15 protein-coding genes and 2 tRNA genes are annotated in these 19,946 nt (G+C 44.9%); 5 read left to right on the forward strand and 12 right to left on the reverse strand.

Features of this window, described 5'->3' with window-relative positions:
* Positions 1-106 precede the first annotated feature (106 nt).
* From nth to NO989_RS09500, 9 genes are all read right to left on the reverse strand, one after another.
* Complete coding sequence (nth, locus tag NO989_RS09460; protein ID WP_014975990.1) at positions 107-829, reverse strand: endonuclease III; 723 nt, start codon at positions 827-829, stop codon at positions 107-109.
* A 34-nt stretch (positions 830-863) separates the two neighbouring features.
* Positions 864-1,556: an electron transport complex subunit E gene (locus tag NO989_RS09465; protein WP_039233136.1), complete on the reverse strand. Its 693-nt coding sequence runs from the start codon at positions 1,554-1,556 to the stop codon at positions 864-866.
* 1 nt (position 1,557) lies between these two features.
* Positions 1,558-2,442, reverse strand: a complete 885-nt coding sequence (locus tag NO989_RS09470; protein WP_239299781.1) for an RnfABCDGE type electron transport complex subunit G — start codon at positions 2,440-2,442, stop codon at positions 1,558-1,560.
* The gene (rsxD, locus tag NO989_RS09475) at positions 2,442-3,524 is read right to left on the reverse strand and encodes an electron transport complex subunit RsxD (protein WP_061485157.1); all 1,083 of its coding nucleotides are present in this window, start codon (positions 3,522-3,524) and stop codon (positions 2,442-2,444) included. Before rsxD ends, NO989_RS09470 begins: the two co-directional genes overlap by 1 nt.
* Positions 3,524-6,415, reverse strand: a complete 2,892-nt coding sequence (gene rsxC, locus NO989_RS09480; protein WP_371342446.1) for an electron transport complex subunit RsxC — start codon at positions 6,413-6,415, stop codon at positions 3,524-3,526. Before rsxC ends, rsxD begins: the two co-directional genes overlap by 1 nt.
* A 5-nt stretch (positions 6,416-6,420) precedes the next feature.
* Positions 6,421-7,002, reverse strand: coding sequence for an electron transport complex subunit RsxB (gene rsxB, locus NO989_RS09485; RefSeq protein ID WP_039226568.1), 582 nt, complete (start codon positions 7,000-7,002; stop codon positions 6,421-6,423).
* A complete protein-coding gene (gene rsxA, locus NO989_RS09490; RefSeq protein ID WP_014975993.1) occupies positions 7,002-7,583 on the reverse strand; it encodes an electron transport complex subunit RsxA in 582 nt (193 codons plus the stop codon). Before rsxA ends, rsxB begins: the two co-directional genes overlap by 1 nt.
* 193 nt (positions 7,584-7,776) lie before the next feature.
* Positions 7,777-7,853, reverse strand: a tRNA-Asn gene (locus NO989_RS09495).
* A gap of 27 nt (positions 7,854-7,880) precedes the next feature.
* Positions 7,881-7,957: transfer RNA gene (locus NO989_RS09500), tRNA-Asn, on the reverse strand.
* A gap of 998 nt (positions 7,958-8,955) precedes the next feature.
* Between NO989_RS09500 and NO989_RS09505 the strand changes: the two genes are divergently transcribed.
* From NO989_RS09505 to NO989_RS09515, 3 genes are all read left to right on the forward strand, one after another.
* On the forward strand, positions 8,956-10,338 hold the full coding sequence (locus NO989_RS09505; RefSeq protein ID WP_197044396.1) for an MATE family efflux transporter: 1,383 nt from the start codon (positions 8,956-8,958) through the stop codon (positions 10,336-10,338).
* Between the two features lie 96 nt (positions 10,339-10,434).
* Complete coding sequence (gene uvrB / locus NO989_RS09510) at positions 10,435-12,450, forward strand: excinuclease ABC subunit UvrB (protein ID WP_014948785.1); 2,016 nt, start codon at positions 10,435-10,437, stop codon at positions 12,448-12,450.
* Between the two features lie 273 nt (positions 12,451-12,723).
* Entirely contained in the window at positions 12,724-13,650 is a 927-nt protein-coding gene (locus tag NO989_RS09515; RefSeq protein WP_014948786.1) for a LysR family transcriptional regulator, read from the forward strand.
* A 96-nt stretch (positions 13,651-13,746) separates the two neighbouring features.
* Here NO989_RS09515 and queC read toward each other — a convergent pair whose 3' ends face one another.
* Positions 13,747-14,403 (reverse strand): 7-cyano-7-deazaguanine synthase QueC, encoded by a 657-nt coding sequence (queC, locus tag NO989_RS09520; protein ID WP_014975995.1) that lies wholly within the window; start codon positions 14,401-14,403, stop codon positions 13,747-13,749.
* A 95-nt stretch (positions 14,404-14,498) separates the two neighbouring features.
* Here queC and queE point away from each other — a divergent pair, with 95 nt between their 5' ends.
* Positions 14,499-15,173: a 7-carboxy-7-deazaguanine synthase QueE gene (gene queE / locus NO989_RS09525; protein ID WP_239299778.1), complete on the forward strand. Its 675-nt coding sequence runs from the start codon at positions 14,499-14,501 to the stop codon at positions 15,171-15,173.
* A 76-nt stretch (positions 15,174-15,249) separates the two neighbouring features.
* Positions 15,250-16,146, forward strand: a complete 897-nt coding sequence (locus NO989_RS09530; protein ID WP_014948789.1) for an amino acid ABC transporter substrate-binding protein — start codon at positions 15,250-15,252, stop codon at positions 16,144-16,146.
* 67 nt (positions 16,147-16,213) lie between these two features.
* On the opposite strand, the gene asnB is transcribed toward NO989_RS09530, so the two are convergent.
* The gene (gene asnB / locus NO989_RS09535) at positions 16,214-17,884 is read right to left on the reverse strand and encodes an asparagine synthase B (RefSeq protein ID WP_014948790.1); all 1,671 of its coding nucleotides are present in this window, start codon (positions 17,882-17,884) and stop codon (positions 16,214-16,216) included.
* 369 nt (positions 17,885-18,253) lie between these two features.
* Positions 18,254-19,921, reverse strand: coding sequence for a M28 family metallopeptidase (locus NO989_RS09540; RefSeq protein ID WP_371342433.1), 1,668 nt, complete (start codon positions 19,919-19,921; stop codon positions 18,254-18,256).
* Positions 19,922-19,946: the final 25 nt, after the last annotated feature.

Below are 19,946 nucleotides of genomic sequence, written 5' to 3' on the forward strand. Positions count from 1 at the left end.
TGGTGAACACTCCGAATTTCACTATGCCTATTAGATCAAAGCCCCAGACTTTCGTCTAGGGCTTTTTCAACAGTCTGCGGAGCCTAAGGCTCCTTTCTGAAAGTTTCTATTTACGCTTCTTCTTAAGCGCCAACTTTTGCTTTTTCTCTTGTTCTTTCAGTACTTCGTTAATAAAACTCTTTCTGCCGAACTCACGTGTGATAACACACTTGTTTAAGTCGAAACCGCGGGCAGGGCAGTATTCTCTGCCATATAGAATGATTTGCAGATGCAAATCGTTCCACCTTTCTTTTGGGAATAAGCGTTTTGCGTCACGCTCTGTCTGCTCAACACTCTTTCCGTTCGACAAACCCCAGCGATACATTAATCGGTGGATATGAGTATCTACGGGAAAAGCAGGAATGCCAAAGCCTTGAGACATAACCACAGCGGCAGTCTTGTGACCCACTGCGGGCATGGCTTCCAGCGCTTCAAAGTTTGCAGGCACTTCACCGTTGTGCTGCTTGATGATCATGTCAGACAAATGCCAAATGCCTTTGGACTTCATGGGAGATAAACCACAAGGACGGATAATGTCTTGAATTTCTTCAATACTCATCAATACCATGTCGTAAGGGTTATCTGCCCGAGCAAAGAGCTTTGGCGTAATTTGGTTAACGCGCTCGTCTGTACATTGCGCCGATAGGAGAACCGCAATGAGTAACGTATATGGGTCTTTATGATCTAAAAAGATAGGAATTTCCGGATAAAGGTCATCCAGTATTCGCATGATTTCTTTTACTTTTTCCTGCTTAGAAAGCGGCTTGGCCGGCTTAACTACATCATTCATTTCTAAATACTTTTTTGTTTTTGATTTTTAGCGTTTAGCTTTCAGCTGTAACGCGTACCCGTTCAGCCTTCACTGCAGGCGATGTTTGCTTAGCGGCTAACTTTGCATCAATACTGTTTTTGATAGCAATGAGAAGACCCATACCTAAAAAGGCACCAGGCGGCAGTATCGCAAGCAAAAACGGATTTTCAGTGTTGAAAAGCGTTATGGTCCAGTTCTCAGCAATTGAGCCAAACAGTCTGTCTGCACCAGCTAGCAATGTACCTGCACCCAATATCTCACGCATACCACCTAAAATGACCAGCACTGCGGTAAAACCCAGTCCCATCATGAATCCGTCGTAGGCAGAGGCGAGCGGCCCGTTTTTCGACGCAAAGGCTTCTGCGCGGCCTATGATGGCGCAGTTAGTTACAATCAGCGGAATGAAAATACCTAGCGCTAAGTAAAGGTCATAGGTGTATGCATTCATTAATAGCTGAACAATGGTTACGAACGCAGCAATGATCATAACAAAAACGGGAATGCGGATTTCGTTTCTTACCACATTACGAACGAGTGAAACGGTAACGTTACTGCCAATGAGTACCAACATGGTAGCAAGGCCTAACCCGAGACCATTGATAAACGTCGCGGTAACGGCCAATAGCGGGCACAAACCTAACAGTTGTACCAGCGCAGGATTGTTCTTCCAAAGCCCTTGTAAAGACAGGTCGCGAAAATCAGTCACGTTATAGCTCCTCTACACTATGAGGTTGAGCCTCATTCACGTTAATCGCATCAATTGTTTCAACGGAATCTGTAATTGCGCAGGTGTTTGGAGCGTTGAAAAGTGCAGATTGGTTGGCCTGTGCGTAAAGCAAGGCTTCGCGTACTGCTCTTACTACTGCTCTCGGCGTGATGGTAGCGCCAGTGAACTGATCGAACTCACCACCGTCCTTTTTGACCTGCCAAGGCGCCAAATTGTCGGGTGAAAAAGGCTTGTCACTGAACTCCGTTATCCAATTGCTAACGGCAAGCTCTATTTTATCGCCAAGCCCAGGGGTTTCTTTGTGTTCGATAACGCGCACGCCAAGCACCCTCATACTGATTCTATTAGTGTTGGGCGCAGAAATATCGGACGCATTCTCGTCTTGCTCAGATGACTTCTGAGGTGTTGAGTCAAGCTCGGCCAACTCCGAGAGCGCTAACGCGGTGATATTGAGATTTTCGCTCTCACAGTCGAGCGAGTCAGTACTCGAGCCGCCTTGTGTGTTTCCACCAACGTGTGCATCCACTTTTACACCAACAACGATATCGATATCTCCACTGTATCCGTCTGGAGCAGTGGCTTCTAATACTAATGCGCTAGGTTGGCCATTTAACGTCGCACGATATATTTTGTGGGCTTTTTTGTTGCCAAGTTCAGGTGCATTGACCTCTGTGCAGTTGGCGTAAAGGGCATTGTCGTGGAATTCGCTAGGCACGACTTCATTAAGTACGCTTAGCAGTTTTTGCTGCATTTGTTGCTCAATTTTATCTTGGGTGCCAAAAAATGTGAGTGCTATTAATGCTGTGGTAACAACGGCAAACGCACCTAACATAAGGCCGTTTTTGGCCAGGCTTTCTTTCATCATTAGTGTTTACCTCGACCTTTAACGTTTTTGCCGTACACGCGAGGACGGGTATAGTAATCAATCAAAGGCACCGCCATATTCATAATAATAACCGCAAACGCTACGGCATCAGGGTAACCACCAAAGGTACGGATTATTACCACCCAAAAGCCAATCGCTGCACCAAATATAATGCGGCCTCTTGGTGTTGTTGATGCTGAAACCGGGTCGGTGGCGATAAAGAAGGCGCCTACCATTACTGCACCGTTAAACAGGTGAAATAGCGGTGAAGCGTAGTAATCGGCGTTTGCTAAATGAAGCAGTGATGCACAAACAAAAACGCTTAGCAGCATACCTCCCGGGATATGCCAGCTGATAACGCGGGTCTTCCAAAGGTAGAGGCCACCAAGTAAATACGCAAGACTCACCATTCCCCACCCTGCTCCAGCAGCTTCGAATACCCCGCCATCGAAGATTGGCTTCGCCAATGACTCTGAGTATGTTACGCCTTGCGTTAGGTCGGTTTTCAATGTGTCTAACGGTGTAGCCATGGTTACACCATCGGCAATGGTTTTGAGTTGAGTGACATCGTATCCGCTAGTAGTAAAACCAGTAAATATAAGTGATACCGAATCAAAGAAACTTGGCGTAATGCCAGCGTGAGTCGCAGGAGGCAGCCATAGGCTCATAGCCGCAGGGAATGAAATAAGCAGCACCACATACGCTATCATGGCAGGGTTGAAAATATTAAAGCCAAGCCCGCCGTAAACCTGTTTAGCCACCGCAATAGCGAAGAAAACACCCGTTACCGTCATCCACCAAGGTAGGGTAGGAGGAATACTAATTGCGATGAGTAAGCCGGTTAATACTGCGCTGTAATCTGTTAATGTGCGCTCGATGGGGCGATTTCTTAAAAATAAAATCACGCCTTCAATGACCAGTGCACTCACTACTGCAATAATGGCTTGAATGAGCATTCCCCAGCCAAAAAAGAAGGATTGTGCAATCATGCCAGGGAGCATGGCATAAATAACCATACGCATGACTTGGCCAGTATCGCGTTTAACCCGTTGGTGTGGTGAACTCGATAAACTTAACTTCATTATGATTCTTTCTCTTGTTCAGCTGCTGCTTTTTTTGCTTTAGCCTTTGCTACTGCAGCTGCAATGCGCGCTTTCTTTTCATCTTGTGCTGTCGGTTGAGAAGGAGCTTGCGTGCTTGTTGCTTGACCTACACGGCTAGACGATTCGCTCTGCTCATGCGCTTTACTACTTTCCTGTTCAGCAGTATTTGATGAGGTCGCTAAATTGCCATTACTGTCTTGAGCAAGTTTCTTTGCTTTAGCCTTTGCTACTGCAGCTGCAATGCGCGCCTTTTTCTCGTCAGCTTCATTTGTCGAGGCAGCGTGGTTAGCATCAGTTTGCTCGCTTCCTTGATGTTCTTCCTGCTTAGCCGCTTTTTTGGCTTTCGCTTTCGCCACCGCAGCAGCAATCCGCGCTTTTTTTTCATCCGCTTCGCTCAAGTTGTTAGCAGGATCTGATGCGCTATCACTCTGAGCACTATTGTTTTGATCGCTGACGCTTTGAAAACTGGCTTCTTCTGGCGAGTTACCGTCTTGATTCTCAATACCAGCCTCGCCATCAGGGCCAGATGCTTGCGCTTTTTGCGAAGCGGCCTTTTTAGCTTTCGCTTTCGCTACTGCCGCTGCGATCCTAGCCTGCTTTTCATCTAGCGGTTCTTTGGAGTGACTGTCTGGTTGCTCATCTAATTGAGTTGGCGCACCTTGCTCTGAAACTGACTTATCAGGCTGCCCGTCTTCGCTATTTTTAGCAGCTTTTTGCGCTTTAGCTTTAGCGATTGCCGCGGCAATACGCGCTTTTTTCTGCGCTTCAGCGTTTAGCTCTGAATTAGCTTCAGTATCGGAAAGTTCGGTATGCTTTTCGCCTTGAGAGCCCGCAGTTTTTTCTGCTGAAGACGCCTCAGACTGGCTAGCTTGCGCGGCCTTTTTTGCTTTTGCTCTAGCGATAGCGGCAGCAACTTTAGCTTTTTTCTCATCTTCTGGTGATGATGACTGGGTACTTGGCTGTTCTGTGGTTGATGGTTCGACAGCGCTTTCATCTTGCGTTTCGTTTTGAGCTTGCGCGGCTTTTTTCGCTTTTGCTCTGGCGATTGCTGCAGCAACCTTTGCCTTTTTATCATCTTCTGGCGATGACGCTTGCTCAACTTGCTTATCCGCGCTTTCAAGTTGAGCTTCATTCTGGGCTTGTGCGGCTTTTTTCGCCTTAGCTCTGGCAATAGCTGCTGCTACCTGTGCTTTTTTATCGTCTGCCGCAGTGCTTGGTTCGTTGGTATTTGTTGTATTACTTTCATCCTTTGCGTTGGCCTGCATAGCCGCTTTCTTTGCTTTCGCACGCGCAAGCGCCGCCGCTACTTTGTCCTTGGCCTCAGTTGCGCCAGCATCAACAGCGCTATTCGCATCCTCGGCTACTGCATTTTCTTCTTTGGCTTTGTTGGCGGCTAATCGTGCTTCTTTTGCTTTTCTATGTTTTTCTTCGCGCTCAAGTTTTTCGCGCTCTAAACGTTCTTTACGTGCTTCAAAACGCTGTTTAGCTTTCTCGGCCTTGTTCTTTTCATCACGCTGAATGCGTATTTCGGATTTAGCCTGGCGGTAGTAATGCACCAGTGGGATTTCACTGGGGCAAACGTAAGCACATGCGCCGCACTCTATACAGTCGAAAAGGTCGTATTCTTCGGCTTTATCGTATTCTTTTGCTTTGGCGTGCCAAAACATTTGTTGGGGGAGCAACGACGCAGGGCATGCGTCGGCGCATGCGCTACAGCGAATACAGGGGCGCTCTGCATTGTCGTCTACCAGCTCTTTTTTTGCAGGAACCAGCAAACAGTTTGTGGTTTTAACCACGGGGATCGTAGCGTCTGATAAGGTAAAGCCCATCATAGGCCCGCCCATAATCACTTTAGGTACTTTCTGTTTTTTCGGGTTGTAGCTTGCTTCATCCAATAGATGAGAGACGGGCGTACCCAACAACGCTCTAAAATTGCTTGGTGATTCAACGGCTTCACCAGTTACGGTAACAACCCGTTCAATCAGCGGTTTGCCGTGTAAAATAGCATCTGCAATGGCATAGCAGGTACCAACGTTGAACATCATCACGCCTACGTCGGCAGGCAATCCATTTCTTGGAACTTCTCGGCCAGTCAGTACCTGAATCAGCTGTTTTTCGCCGCCGGCAGGGTATTTAGTCTCAACGCTAACAACGCGATAGTCTTTCTTATCCTGACAGGCAATATTAAGTGCTTCGAAAGCCTCGGGCTTGTTGTCTTCAACCGCAACTACAATGGCCTTCGGCCCAATAAGGTGAGTAAGAATGTCTAGACCCTGGCGTATTTGCCAGGCGTGCTCACGCATCAATCGGTCGTCAGAAGTAATGTAAGGCTCGCACTCAATCCCATTTAAAATAAGAAACTCAACAGGTTTAGACGTTGAGGTTTTTATATGGGTAGGGAAGCCGGCACCACCCATTCCTGAAATTCCCGCTTGGCAAATAGCTTCTATAAGCTTGTTCTTATCTATGTCGCTATAATTTGCTATTGGAGATAGGTCGCACCATGTGTCTTTACCGTCAGGACGTATCGAAATACACATTTCTGTTAGGCCGCTAGGATGCGCTACAACATGCGGAGCAATCGCAACAACCTCTCCCGAGGTTGGCGCATGAACTGGCACAGAAAAAGGCGATGAGCTTTGCGAAAGAATTTGGCCTTTCAATACGCTATCGCCAACTTCTACGCAACAGATACCGTCTGAGCCAATGTGCTGCCTTAAAGGAACAATCAATAATTCGGGTAACGACGGTTTCTTTATTACTGATGTATTAGATAGAGATTTCTTATCGTCGGGATGTACGCCACCTGGAAATGAGTACATCTTTCCCGCTTCAAGGGTTTCTATAATTGAATCAAAACTTGGATACATCACAATTACGACACCATTTTGATGGGGATATCACCTTTAGGCGATGATTCAAAATCCCACTTCCATGTAGAAGTTGTTTGAGCAATTGGCACCATGTCGATACAGTCGACAGGGCAGGGATCTACACATAGGTCGCACCCTGTACATTCATCAGTAATAACCGTGTGCATGTGTTTGGCGGCACCTAAAATGGCATCGACAGGGCAGGCCTGAATACATTTGGTACAGCCGATACATTCGTCTTCGCGTATAAACGCGACTTTTTTAACGTCTTCTTCGCCATGAGCTGCATCAAGGGGTTTAGGTTCAACTCCCATCAAGTCTGCGAGCTTTTTAATCGTTGCCTCGCCGCCAGGTGGGCACTTATTAATATCATCACCTTCAGCTATTGCCTCAGCATAAGGCTTGCAGCCCGGATATCCACATTGGCCACACTGAGTTTGTGGTAGTACGGCATCTATTTGCTCAACAAGCGGGTCGCCCTCAACTTTAAAGCGAATGCTCGCGTAGCCCAGAACCAAGCCAAAAATAAGCGCAAGGACGCCAATGGCAACAATGGCGAATATAATTGCGGTAGATATCGTCATTACACTTTCACCAGTCCACTAAAGCCCATAAATGCTAGGGACATGAGACCAGCGGTTATCATAGCGATTGAGGCACCTTTAAAAGATACAGGTACATCAGCAGCAGCTAAACGCTCACGCATGGCCGCAAATAACACCAGTACAAGAGAGAACCCCACAGCAGCGCCGAAACCATAAATAAGACTCTGCATGAAATTATGCTGTTCGGTAAGGTTTAATAGCGCTACACCAAGCACTGCACAGTTGGTTGTGATAAGAGGAAGGAATATACCTAACAATCTATATAAGGTAGGGCTGGTTTTGTGCACGACCATTTCTGTGAACTGCACCACCACCGCGATAACAAGAATAAAGGCAAGCGTTCTAAGGTAACCGATGCCCAGTGGAGCAAGTAGATAGGTTTCCACTAGGTAGCTCGATGCAGAGGCAAGGGTGAGAACAAATGTGGTGGCCATAGACATGCCCATGGCAGTTTCAAGTTTGCCAGACACACCCATAAACGGGCATAAGCCGAGAAACTTAACCAACACAAAATTGTTAACCAGTACTGTACCAATCAATAGCAGTAAAAATTCAGTCATGAATAACGCAATTCCTTCGAGGAATTTTGACGGACAATGCCCGCGGATTAAAAAGAAAAACAGATTAGGTCTATTATCCCTTTTTAGAACGGGTTTAACAACTTGATTGAATTAGGGTTATTTAATGTCTAAACGCGTTGTTTTAGGAATTAAAATAGAATGAAGTGGGTGAGGCGATTAAGAGCCAACTAAGTGGCTCCCCCTCCCCGACTCGAACGGGGGACCTGCGGATTAACAGTCCGTCGCTCTAACCAACTGAGCTAAGGGGGAATCGACACCTAAGTTGTTTGCTGAAGTTGGCTCCCCCTCCCCGACTCGAACGGGGGACCTGCGGATTAACAGTCCGTCGCTCTAACCAACTGAGCTAAGGGGGACCTGTGCTTCAACGGAGGCGAATATTAAAGACGTACTTAGGAACTGTCAACAACATAAATGAAATATTTGTGCTGACTGCGCAAAAAATAGCTTTTTACGGCTTTTATGTTCATTTTGTCGTCAATGCTGAGAAAATGATGGTTAATAACTGCACATTATTCCCTCATTGCTTATGAACAAGAGGTTGTTTTAGTAATTGATAGTTTTACCCATCTCGTTTTCTTATATATCTCACTAAAGTTAAAGGGTATAACTAAATAGAATAAAAAAGCGCTTCCATACTGGTATTATGTACAGGCTTTAATAAATCTGTAACCTGTACCTGAGGATTAAAAGGTTAGTCACCACTTACGTGCTGAGAAATTAATCGAGCACGAAATCCCGCCGAATATGGTCTGGCGTTAGTTATCCACTAAATCTGTGGATAACTATGTTGATAGCTTAGAATCGCTGTAGTTATTTACGAGATCGCGTACGTATTGATCTAATGAGGTTATGGCGTTATTGAGTGGATAATCTTTTTAATACAGGGGTTTAGGGTGTTTTTTTTGATCTTGTTTCTCGATCGGAATAGATCGGTTGAACAAAAAGTAGCTTGTGTGTTAATTCAACGAATGCCTAAATGCTATTCAATGAAATCCATCTTAATTCTCAATGCCTTACATTTTGTTAACATTTTTGTGTGTCTTTTAAACGCTCTATTTGGATAGCTAGATGCGCCCGAGACGTTTTGCCTGCATATTAAAAGTGAAACAGGATAGAAATTAAACTGTAATGAACACATACGCACGTGTTTTGATTTATTTTTACAAAAAACTCGTAGTTTTGTGGCGTAGCCAGCGAAATGGTTCATCGCACGTACTTTTGTCAAAAACATCGCTTTTCATACAACCCTCTTATGCTTTGTTTTGTTTGTCGAATACGCATAGCTAAATAGTGTTCACTCTTTTACACTAACGCGCAATTGATGAGGGGATTTTAGTTTGCCGGAGCTCAAGTGATAAAAAGTAACGCTAAACAACGTACTTCCGACTTATTGGAAGGAGATATAGGTACTACGTTAAAGCGTATGACCATTCCCATGATACTGGGAATGGTAATGATGATGAGCTTTGGACTTATCGATACCTTTTTTGTGAGCTTGTTGGGCACCGACCCTTTAGCCGCTATTAGTTTTACCTTTCCCGTTACTTTTACCGTAATAAGCCTAAACATAGGTTTAGGTATTGGTACCTCTGCAATTATAGGCAAGTTACAGGGCAGTAAAGAAATAACCAAGTCTCAACATTATGCGACGGGTTCATTAATGCTGTCCGTTTTGCTTGTGGGTGCATTAGCTGCAATTGGCTTTTTCACCATAGAGCCTGTGTTTAAGTTGCTTAATGCAACAGACAATCTAATGCCGTACATATCTGACTATATGGGGCTATGGTACTTGTCGAGCATCTTTCTTGCTATGCCGATGGTTGGTAATAGTGTGCTGCGAGCGTGTGGCGATACCCGCACACCCAGTATTGTTATGGCGGCAGGCGGCGGATTAAACGCGTTGCTTGATCCTATTTTCATTTTCGGACTTGGACCCATTCCGGCAATGGGAATAAAAGGTGCGGCACTCGCTACCTTTATAGCGTGGATAGTTGGTGCATTATGGATTCTTTATATTTTAGCCGTTCGTCGAAAGTTGATGTTGCCTCGACTGCTGACACTTGCCGAGTTGCGTGATAGCAGCCGTGAAATTCTCAAAATAGGACTACCTGCGGCGGGTGCAAATATGCTTACTCCCGTTGCCGGTGGCGTGATGACAGCTGTAGTTGCTGGTTACGGCGCCGAAGCGGTTGCAGCGTGGGGAGTGGGAAATAGAATGGAGTCTATTGCAAGTATTGTTGTGCTAGCACTTTCCATGACACTGCCTCCATTTATCAGTCAAAACGTTGGGGCAGGCCAAGTAGAACGGGTAAAAACGGCATATTCGCTTACATTGAAATTTGTTCTGTTTTGGCAGTTCGCCATTTTTCTTGTCATGTGGGGACTATCTAGCTGGATAGCCGTCGCCTTTGCTAATGAAGCAGAGGTAAGCGTACTAATACAGCTGTTTCTTATGATTGTACCGCTGGGTTATGGCATGCAAGGCATTATCATTCTGACTAACTCATCGTTGAATGCCATGCATCGCCCAATGACGGCATTAACGTTAAGTGTCATCCGCTTATTTGTTTTCTTCGTACCTATCAGCGTTGCGGGTAGTTTTCTATTTGAACTGAAAGGGTTATTTGCAGGAACGGTCATTGCCAATATTGCAATGGCGTGTGTTTCATTTGTTGTTTTCAAACGTGCGATTACTCAGTTTGAATTAGATAAAGAAACGTCTGAGCACAGCTAATACCAGAGCGGCTATTTAAGGCTGTGCGTTTTTAATGTTGAGTAGTTTGACCGCAAGCAAGATGTTAAGCAGTAAGCTAAAGAAAAGGTTAAGTAAATGAGTAGAGGGTTTGAGCTTCATTCTAAATACAAGCCAGCAGGCGACCAGCCAAAAGCAATAGAAGCTTTGGTGGATGGCCTAGAAAGTGGCTTGGCCGGCCAAACACTGCTTGGTGTTACGGGGTCGGGTAAAACCTTTACCATGGCTAATGTCATCAAAGAAGTGCAGAGACCAACGCTTATTCTTGCACACAACAAAACATTAGCGGCTCAGCTTTACGGTGAGATGAAAGAATTCTTCCCCAATAACGCTGTAGAGTACTTCGTTTCATATTATGATTATTATCAGCCAGAAGCCTACGTTCCAAGTACAGATACCTTTATTGAGAAAGACGCGTCAATCAATGATCATATTGAACAAATGCGACTGTCCGCCACTAAAGCGTTGATGGAGCGCAGAGACGTAGTCATTGTAGCGAGTGTGTCGGCTATTTATGGTTTGGGTGACCCTGAATCCTACATGAAGATGCTATTGCACCTTCGCCAGGGCGACACCATGGACCAACGTGACATTTTACGTCGCCTTGCAGAACTGCAGTACAAGCGTAACGATTTAGCGTTTGAAAGGGGTACGTTCCGTGTGCGTGGCGATGTTATAGATATTTTCCCTGCGGACTCTGAAAAGCAAGCCGTAAGGGTCGAGCTTTTTGACGATGAAATAGATAAAATTAGTCTGTTCGACCCGCTAACCGGGGCTGTCGACAAGTCAGTTATTCGAGCAACGGTTTTTCCTAAAACGCACTATGTAACCCCTCGAGAGAAAATCCTCAATGCTATTGAGCATATCAAGGAAGAACTTGGCGATCGCAAAAAGCAACTTCAAGAGGCGAATAAGCTGATTGAAGAGCAGCGTATTTCACAGCGCACCCAGTTCGATATCGAAATGATGATGGAGCTTGGCTATTGTTCTGGGATCGAGAATTACTCTCGCTATCTTTCAGGAAGAGCACCGGGCGAACCACCTCCAACCTTATTGGACTATTTTCCAGCAGATGGCCTAATGTTTATCGATGAGTCTCACGTAACTGTCTCTCAAGTAGGGGCAATGTATCGCGGGGATCGCTCTAGAAAAGAGACCTTGGTGGAATTTGGTTTCAGGCTGCCGTCGGCGTTGGACAATCGTCCGCTTAAGTTTGAAGAATTTGAACAGATTTGCCCCCAAACCATCTATGTTTCTGCGACGCCAGGCGATTATGAATTAAAGAAAACTGACGGTGAGATAGTAGAGCAGGTTGTGCGTCCAACGGGCCTGCTAGACCCTGTTATTGAAGTACGTCCTGTAGCCACTCAAGTTGATGATGTCCTGTCTGAAATACAAAAACGGGTAGAGCTTGACGAGCGTGTGCTTATTACTACCTTAACCAAGCGTATGGCTGAAGATTTAAGCGAGTATTTAAATGAGCACGGCGTTAAAGTTCGTTATCTGCATTCGGATATCGATACCGTAGAGCGAATTGAAATAATCCGAGACTTGCGACTGGGTAAATTCGACGTGTTGGTAGGTATTAACCTTTTACGTGAAGGTTTAGACATGCCGGAAGTGTCGCTGGTGGCGATTTTAGATGCCGATAAAGAAGGCTTTTTGCGAGCCGAGCGTTCATTAATTCAGACTATTGGTAGAGCCGCGCGTCACGTGAATGGTAAAGCTATTTTGTACGCTGACAGTATTACCAAGTCGATGAAAAAAGCGATGGACGAGACCGAGCGCCGTCGTGAGAAGCAAATGGCGCATAATGAGGCAAATGGTATAACGCCGATGCGACTTAACAAGCCTATTACCGATATTATGGACTTAGGCGACAGCGCGCACCCTGCGTCTGGAAAAGTCAGACTGCGCAAAGTTGAAGAGAAGAAGAAGCAACAGAAAACAGCAAGTGCTACTGAATTAATGGACCAAATCACGGAGCTTGAAAAGCAGATGTTTGAATATGCGCGCGAGCTTGAGTTTGAAAAAGCAGCATCATTGCGTGACGATATTGAAGCACTTCGAAAGCAAGTTGTTACACTCTCTTAAAAATGGCGATGTGCCCCGCTAGCAGAGGCTGTATGTGGGTTCTTTCCGTATAAAACCGGATAACTCACTACAGCACTTTTCCTTTTGATGTAAGAAAATCCCCCTTTTTTCCTGTGGACAATACGACTTGACGTCAGTTTTTGGGTAGCACAAAACTCAAATTTTTAATAAAAAATGAGATGAAAAGCCGCAAAATGTCGTTGTAATAGCACAATTAGTTGAATATAGTTCTAAGTTGAGTATCGATAACTATACCTATAAACAGGTGCTAATATGCTTAATCGTCTTCAGGAGTCAGATATAAAGCTACTGCGTGTGTTTTACGCTGTAGCGAGCTGCAACGGATTTACTGCGGCAGAACCCGTGTTGCGTATGCAACGACCCAACATCAGTGCAGCCATCAAAAAACTGGAAGAACGTTTAGATTTGGTGTTATGTCATCGCGGTCGTGGTGGCTTTCAAATGACAAAAGAGGGTGAGGTGGTTTTCCAAGAAACCAAACGCATCTTTAATGCCTTCGACAATTTTGTCTTCAATCTGAAATCGCTGCATGATGACTACTCAGGCCATATCACTTTGGTCTTAATGGCTGGCCTTCCACTTTCTATGCACTTAGCCGTAAGTAAAGCGGTTAAAAGTACAATGAAGAAATTTGACGATATTCACGTTAATATCCAAACTCGTTTATATAATGAAGTTGAGCATGTCGCTTTATCTGGTGAGTGCCACCTCGTTGTTTCAACCTATGACATGGTCAAACCGGAATCAGTAACTTTTCATCCTGTCGGCATTAAAACTGAAGGGCGATTGTACTGTGCGCCTACACATCCTCTGGCAAAGTATCGCGATACTGATTTACCAGAAGGCGTGAAAATTGGTGATTATCCTGCCATTGGTATTTCTGGATTGTCGTCGGCAAACTACATTGAAGATGAAACCAGATTATCGATTCAAACTTTTTCAGACTCATTTGATGCTGCGATGTCTGCGATTATGACCGGCGAATATGTTGGTTTGCTGCCAGACTATATGGCGAAAGAGCAGGGCGCTGCACTTGGGCTCGTACCTATTGCAAAAGGGAGCTTATTTAAATTTAGTCACGAACTGTTTGTAATGAATGGAAAAAATACGCGATTAAACCCAGTATTACGTCACTGTATTAAAGAATTGAGCTACTTCATTTCAGAGAGTCAAAAGTAGTAGCAGCAAGCACCTGCGATCACACCTCTTATTGTTTATAAATGCTTGGATTAAAGCGTTTATAAACAATAAGAGGTGTTTTTATTTCAGATTACGCTATTCGTATTCTAGAGGATCGACGGCGTTATTTTCCTTGAACGCCTCTAAGCGCTCTTCGCACGCACCGCATTTTCCGCATGCTTTTTCTCTGCCGTTGTAACAGGTCCACGTTTGGCCGTAATCCAGTCCCATTGACAGACCATCGGTCAAGATAGCGGTTTTGCTGTCGTCGATATAAGGCGTCATAATCGTAACCGGTGTATAATTCGCAATGCCGCACACATCATTCATTTTATGAACAAACTCAGGGCGGCAGTCTGGGTAAATGGCATGATCGCCAGAGTGAGCGCCATAGTATACTTCGTTAGCGTCTAAACTGACCGCGTAGCCAACGGCGAGCGATAACAAAATCATGTTGCGATTGGGCACCACGGTTTGTTTCATGCTTGGCTCTTCATAGTGGCCTTCTGGCACTTCGATATCTGAGGTTAACGCTGAACCCCCTATGAGTGTATTTATGGCGCTAATATCTACAATTTTGTGAGGAACGTTAAGCGAGTTACACACGTTGGCAGCATAATCGAGTTCTTTCTTGTGGCGTTGTCCGTAGTTAAAGCTCAGTGCATGAACTTTTTTGCCTGCTTTTAGCGCCTTATGCAGCACTGTGAAGGAGTCCATGCCTCCTGAATAGATAACAACAACGTTTTCTGACATAGTTTTTCGAAGATTTAAGAAATTATGCCCGAATTTTATGTGATCCTTGGTAAAATCCCAACATACAATCGTTAAAGGGTGTCAAATTGTCTGTAATGTCCACATTAAACATCAATGAGATGTTTGAAACTATCCAGGGTGAAGGTGCTCACACTGGTATTCCCTCTATCTTTGTTCGTTTACAAGGCTGTCCTGTGGGCTGTCCATGGTGTGATACAAAACATACGTGGGAAATTAAGCCTGACTTGAGTGTGTCGCCACAAGCTGTGATCACAAAAGGCGAAGAGTCTGAAACCTATTTCATCTCCAGTGAGGAGGCTTTGCTGGCTCAGTTTGGGAAACAAGGCTATGTGGCAAAGCATGTGGTTATTACCGGCGGTGAGCCATGTATGTACGACCTACGTCCTCTGACGAGCCTACTTCACGACAACGGATACACAACACAAATAGAGACCAGCGGTACTTTTGAGGTACTTTGTGACACGCGTACGTATGTGACGGTTTCTCCTAAAATAAACATGAAAGGCGGATATGACGTCTTAGTTAGTGCCCTTGAAAGAGCGAATGAAATCAAGCACCCCATCGCAATGCAAAAGCATATTGACGAGCTTGATGCGCTGCTTGCTAATGTATCGTCATTAGACGGAAAACAGGTTTGTTTACAACCAATTAGCCAGCAAAAGAGAGCCACAGAACTTGCAGTGCGTACTTGTATTGAACGTAACTGGCGGCTATCTTTACAAACACATAAATACATTGGTATTGAATAAGTGTTTGAAATGCGCCGCCTTTGTGGCAAACACGTCTTGCGCTTAAGTAATCAAATTAACAAAGGACATGAAGAAGATGCATAGCTTTAATCTGCTAAAAAAAGCCGTGATAGCGGCCGTCGCTTTATGTTCTTTTACTGCTGCATCAATGGTTGAGGCCGCTACTTGGACAATTACTTATCCGCGTCCGATTGACGACTCAGATGCCCGTGCTCAATATCCGATAGCACTGCTTAAACTTGCGCTCGATAAAACCGGCGTAAATTATGAGCTACGCCCTTCTGATCGTATATTGCTGACGGGCAAAGCGATGCGTCAGCTGCGTGAAAACAGAGAAGTTAACGTAGTATGGAGTATGACGGACAGCCAGCGCGAGAAGGAACTGACCCCCATTCGTATTCCAATCGCAAAAGGGCTTATAGGTCTTCGTGTTTTCGTTATTAACGAAAATAAAAAGACGAAGTTCGACGATGTATTATCGCTGACCGACATGCGTAAACTTATACCCATTCAGGGTGAAGAATGGCCGGACACCAAAATTCTTCAAGCCAACGGGTTTAACGTGTTTACTGTGCCTGAGTTTCGCGAAGCGTATGACATGATTAAACAAGGTAAAGGGGACTTTTTTCCTCGTTCTGTTATGGAAGTGGACGCAGAGCTGGAGGTGGAAGGTCGTCGTAACAACCTTTACCTTGAGCCTTCAATGGCGCTGTATTACCCCACCGCTATGTATTACTTTGTAAGTTCAAGTAACAAGACGTTAGCGAATCTCATTGAAACAGGCCTTAACAGAGCCATTGAAGATGGCTCTTTTGATGCGTTATTTGAATCTACGTACGCCCCAATCTTAGCGTCTTTAGGGGTTAATGAGCGTAAAATTTTCACTCTCGAAAACCCGTTATTACCCATTGAGACCCCTCTTACTAATTCTGCTTTATGGTATAAACCAAAAACAGAAGATTCAAAAGAATAAATAGACAATAAAAAACGCGGCTTAGGCCGCGTTTTTTTAATGTTAGCTCTGCTTGTACGATTGTCTATTAAGACTCGCCAGCGTGGACGCCTTTCATCGAACGGCCAGAAGGATCTGCGTTGTTTTTAAAGCTCTCATCCCACTCAAGTGCTTCTGCTGTACTACACGCAATAGATTTACCGCCTGGCACACAGCGCGCCGCACTTTCCTGAGGAAAGTAGCTCTCGAAAATAGTGCGGTAGTAGTAGCCTTCTTTGGTGTCTGGTGTGTTAACTGGGAAGCGGAATTCCGCTGTTGCAAGTTGCTGATCAGTCACTTCGTTTTCAACGAAATCGCGAATTGAATCAATCCACGAATAACCTACACCATCACCAAACTGCTCTTTTTGACGCCAAAGTACTTCTGCTGGAAGGGTTTCGCCGTTATCAAACGCTTTACGAAGGATCCACTTCTCCATTTTTCCATCTAGACACATTTTGTCTTGTGGGTTTAAACGCATAGCTACGTCAATGAAGTTCTTATCTAAGAATGGTACACGAGCTTCTACACCCCATGCTGATGTGGCTTTGTTAGCACGCGCACAGTCAAACATATGTAGACGATCAAGTTTACGTACCGTTTCTTCGTGGAATTCTTTGGCGTTTGGCGCTTTATGGAAATATAGGTAACCACCAAAAATTTCGTCAGAACCTTCACCCGATAGCACCATTTTAATGCCCATCGCTTTAATCTTGCGTGTCATTAAGTACATTGGAGTAGCGGCGCGGATCGTTGTTGTATCGTAGGTTTCCAAGTGATAGATAACATCGCGGATGGCATCTAAACCTTCTTGAATGGTAAAGTGAATTTCATGGTGTACGGTGCCAATCATGTCGGCCACTTTCTTCGCTGCCTTAAGGTCAGGTGCTCCTTCAAGACCTACAGCAAAACTGTGCAGGCGAGGCCACCATGCATCTGTCTTGTCTTCGTCTTCAACGCGCTTTGCAACGTACTGCGCAGCGACAGCTGAAACCAGTGAAGAGTCTAAACCGCCCGATAGAAGTACAGCGTAGGGAACGTCAGACATCATGTGTGACTTCACAGCTTTCTCGAATGCTACACGTAGCTCTTCTAGGTTGCTGGTGTTGTCTTTTACGTTGTCGTATTCCATCCAGTCGCGTTTGTAGTACTTGGTGATTTTACCTTCTTTGCTCCACAGGTAGTGGCCAGGAGGGAACTCACTGATTGTCTTACATACGCCTGCTAACGCTTTCATTTCAGATGAAACATAGAAGTTACCGTGTTCATCGTAACCGGTATAAAGCGGAATAATACCAATATGGTCGCGGGCAATAAGGTAAGCGTCTTGTTCTTCATCGTATAGAATGAACGCAAACATACCCTCTAGTTCATCGATAAAGTCGATGCCTTTTTGCTGAAAAAGCGGAAGAATAACTTCGCAATCAGAACGGGTTTTAAATGGGTACGGCTCATCTAGATTAGCAGCAAGTTGCTTGTGGTTGTAAATCTCGCCGTTAACGGCAAGAATTTGTTTATCGTTTTGGCTGATAAGAGGCTGCGCCCCTGTATCAACGTCGACAATCGCCAATCTTTCGTGACAAAGAATGGTATTGTCATTATTCCAGATACCCGACCAGTCAGGGCCACGGTGGCGCAAAAGTTTTGATAAATCGAGGGCTTGGGTTCTGAGTTCAGACACATCGGTTTTGATATCAAGGATACCGAAAATACCACACATATAACGGATTCTCTCTGTTCACTTGTTGAAAAAAATAATAGAAGTTTTTTCTGTCGGTACTCGCGTACGAGTGGGCGATGATTTGTTGTTATTCTTATTCGCGTGCCCCTGAATGTGCCAGTCTGACAGGAAATTGCAAGTACATTATGATGAGAAAATGGAAATTCTTATTCCATTTATCCCAAAATAGCCGTTTATTAACATTTTTATCCTAATTCCATGCAAAGGTAAGCTTATGAATGCGGTAAGCAGTGCTTAATATAGAGGGAAGTAAATTAATGCGGGTCAATAAAAAAGGGTTTCACGAAGAAACCCTTTATTAACGATAAAGAAGACGCGGCCTTCTTTGCGTTTTTACGTCAAGGTGATTTAGTTTTGGCGCTGGAACTCGCTTGCTTCATTCCACTTCGGCCAAGCCTCTGCATTTGCAACACCTACACCCACATCAAACAGCATTTGTGTGTCTTGCACGATACCGCTTAAATCCCAATCGTCACGATACTGATCGCACACTTGATGATAACAGCCCGTAACAATGACATTCATACGTTTTCTGTATTTGGCTGTCTCTTCATCTGCTGGTTCATTTCCGCCTTCAGCGTACAGTGCTGGAACACCTTGCTTGGCAAAGCTGAAGTGATCTGAGCGGTAGTAGTACCCAGCTTCTGGTCTGTCTTCTTGAGTCAGTGTACGACCTTGCTTAGCCGCAGCGGCTTCAAGATAGTCTTCCATTTCTGACTTACCCATGCCTACAACGGCAACGTTTTTGGTCTTACCTAATACGTTCATTGCGTCCATGTTGATATTAGCAACCGTATTTTCAATCGGAATAACAGGATTGCTTGCATAATATTTACTGCCTAACAGCCCTTGCTCTTCAGCAGTTACTACTAAAAATGATACCGAGCGTTTTGGTGCAGGCGTCAACTCTGAGTATGCTTTGGCCATGGCTAGAATAGCCGCAGTGCCCGTGGCATTATCATGAGCGCCATTATAGATTTGGTCGCCTTCTTTGCTCTCATCTTTACCTAAATGATCCCAATGTGCCGTGTAGATAATATGCTCATCAGGAAACTCTGCGCCCGGCAGAGTCGCGATAACGTTGTTGCTCTCTGACTTTTTGAAGGTGTTGTTAACCGTAACCGATGCTTTGATATCCATTGCTTTGTTGTAAGGACCTTGCATGGCGTTTGCTTTCTCTTGGTCAAAGTCGAGCCCTGCATCAGCAAACACTTTTTTCGCCGCATCTAACGTTAACCAACCTTCAACAGCCACACGACTTGCTCCTTTGTCGGCACTTACTAGGCCGTACTGCGGACCGCTCCAGCTGTTAGCAACAACTGACCAGCCGTAAGAGGCAGGGGCTGTTTCGTGAACAATAATGGCGCCAGCAGCGCCCTGACGGCTCGCTTCTTCATATTTGTAGCTCCAACGACCGTAGTAGGTCATCGTTGTGCCTTGAAACTTACCACTTTCTGGATTTTCAAATCCCGGGTCATTAATTAGCATGACGACGGTTTTGCCTTCAACATCTAACCCTTCGTAGTCGTTCCAGTCGTACTCTGGTGCATTCACACCATAGCCAACGAAGACTAATTCTGAATCTTCAAGGGAAACTGAGCTCTGTTCTCGCTTAGAAGAGGCAACCATTTGCTCTTTATACGCGAAGTTATTGTCGCCAATAGTCATGGTCATATCTGGGTCAGCAGTAATTTCCATAAGGGCTACTTTTTGTAAAAAGCTATCCCCGTTACCCGGTTTAAGTCCCGCTTTGGTAAATTCACTAACCAAGTATTCAATGGTTTTCTTTTCGCCTTCAGTCGTCGGTAAACGGCCCTCAAACTCATCTGAAGACAGTACCTTTAATGGCTCGCGAATATCGGCGTCTGAAATATTGTTGTAAACACTGTCAAAGTTAGACGCCACAGTCATCTCTTTTTTCGCAGACTGATTTTGTGACGCGCTGTCGTTGTTAGGTGTGCAAGCACTTACGCCCAGAAGGGTAGGTACAAGCAATGGCAAAAACATTTTTTTCATTGTTAGTCTCTGTTTGCTCTACAAT

It is taken from the genome of Alteromonas sp. DY56-G5, from assembly GCF_041414725.1.
In the GTDB taxonomy this organism is placed as follows: Bacteria; Pseudomonadota; Gammaproteobacteria; order Enterobacterales; family Alteromonadaceae; genus Alteromonas; species Alteromonas macleodii.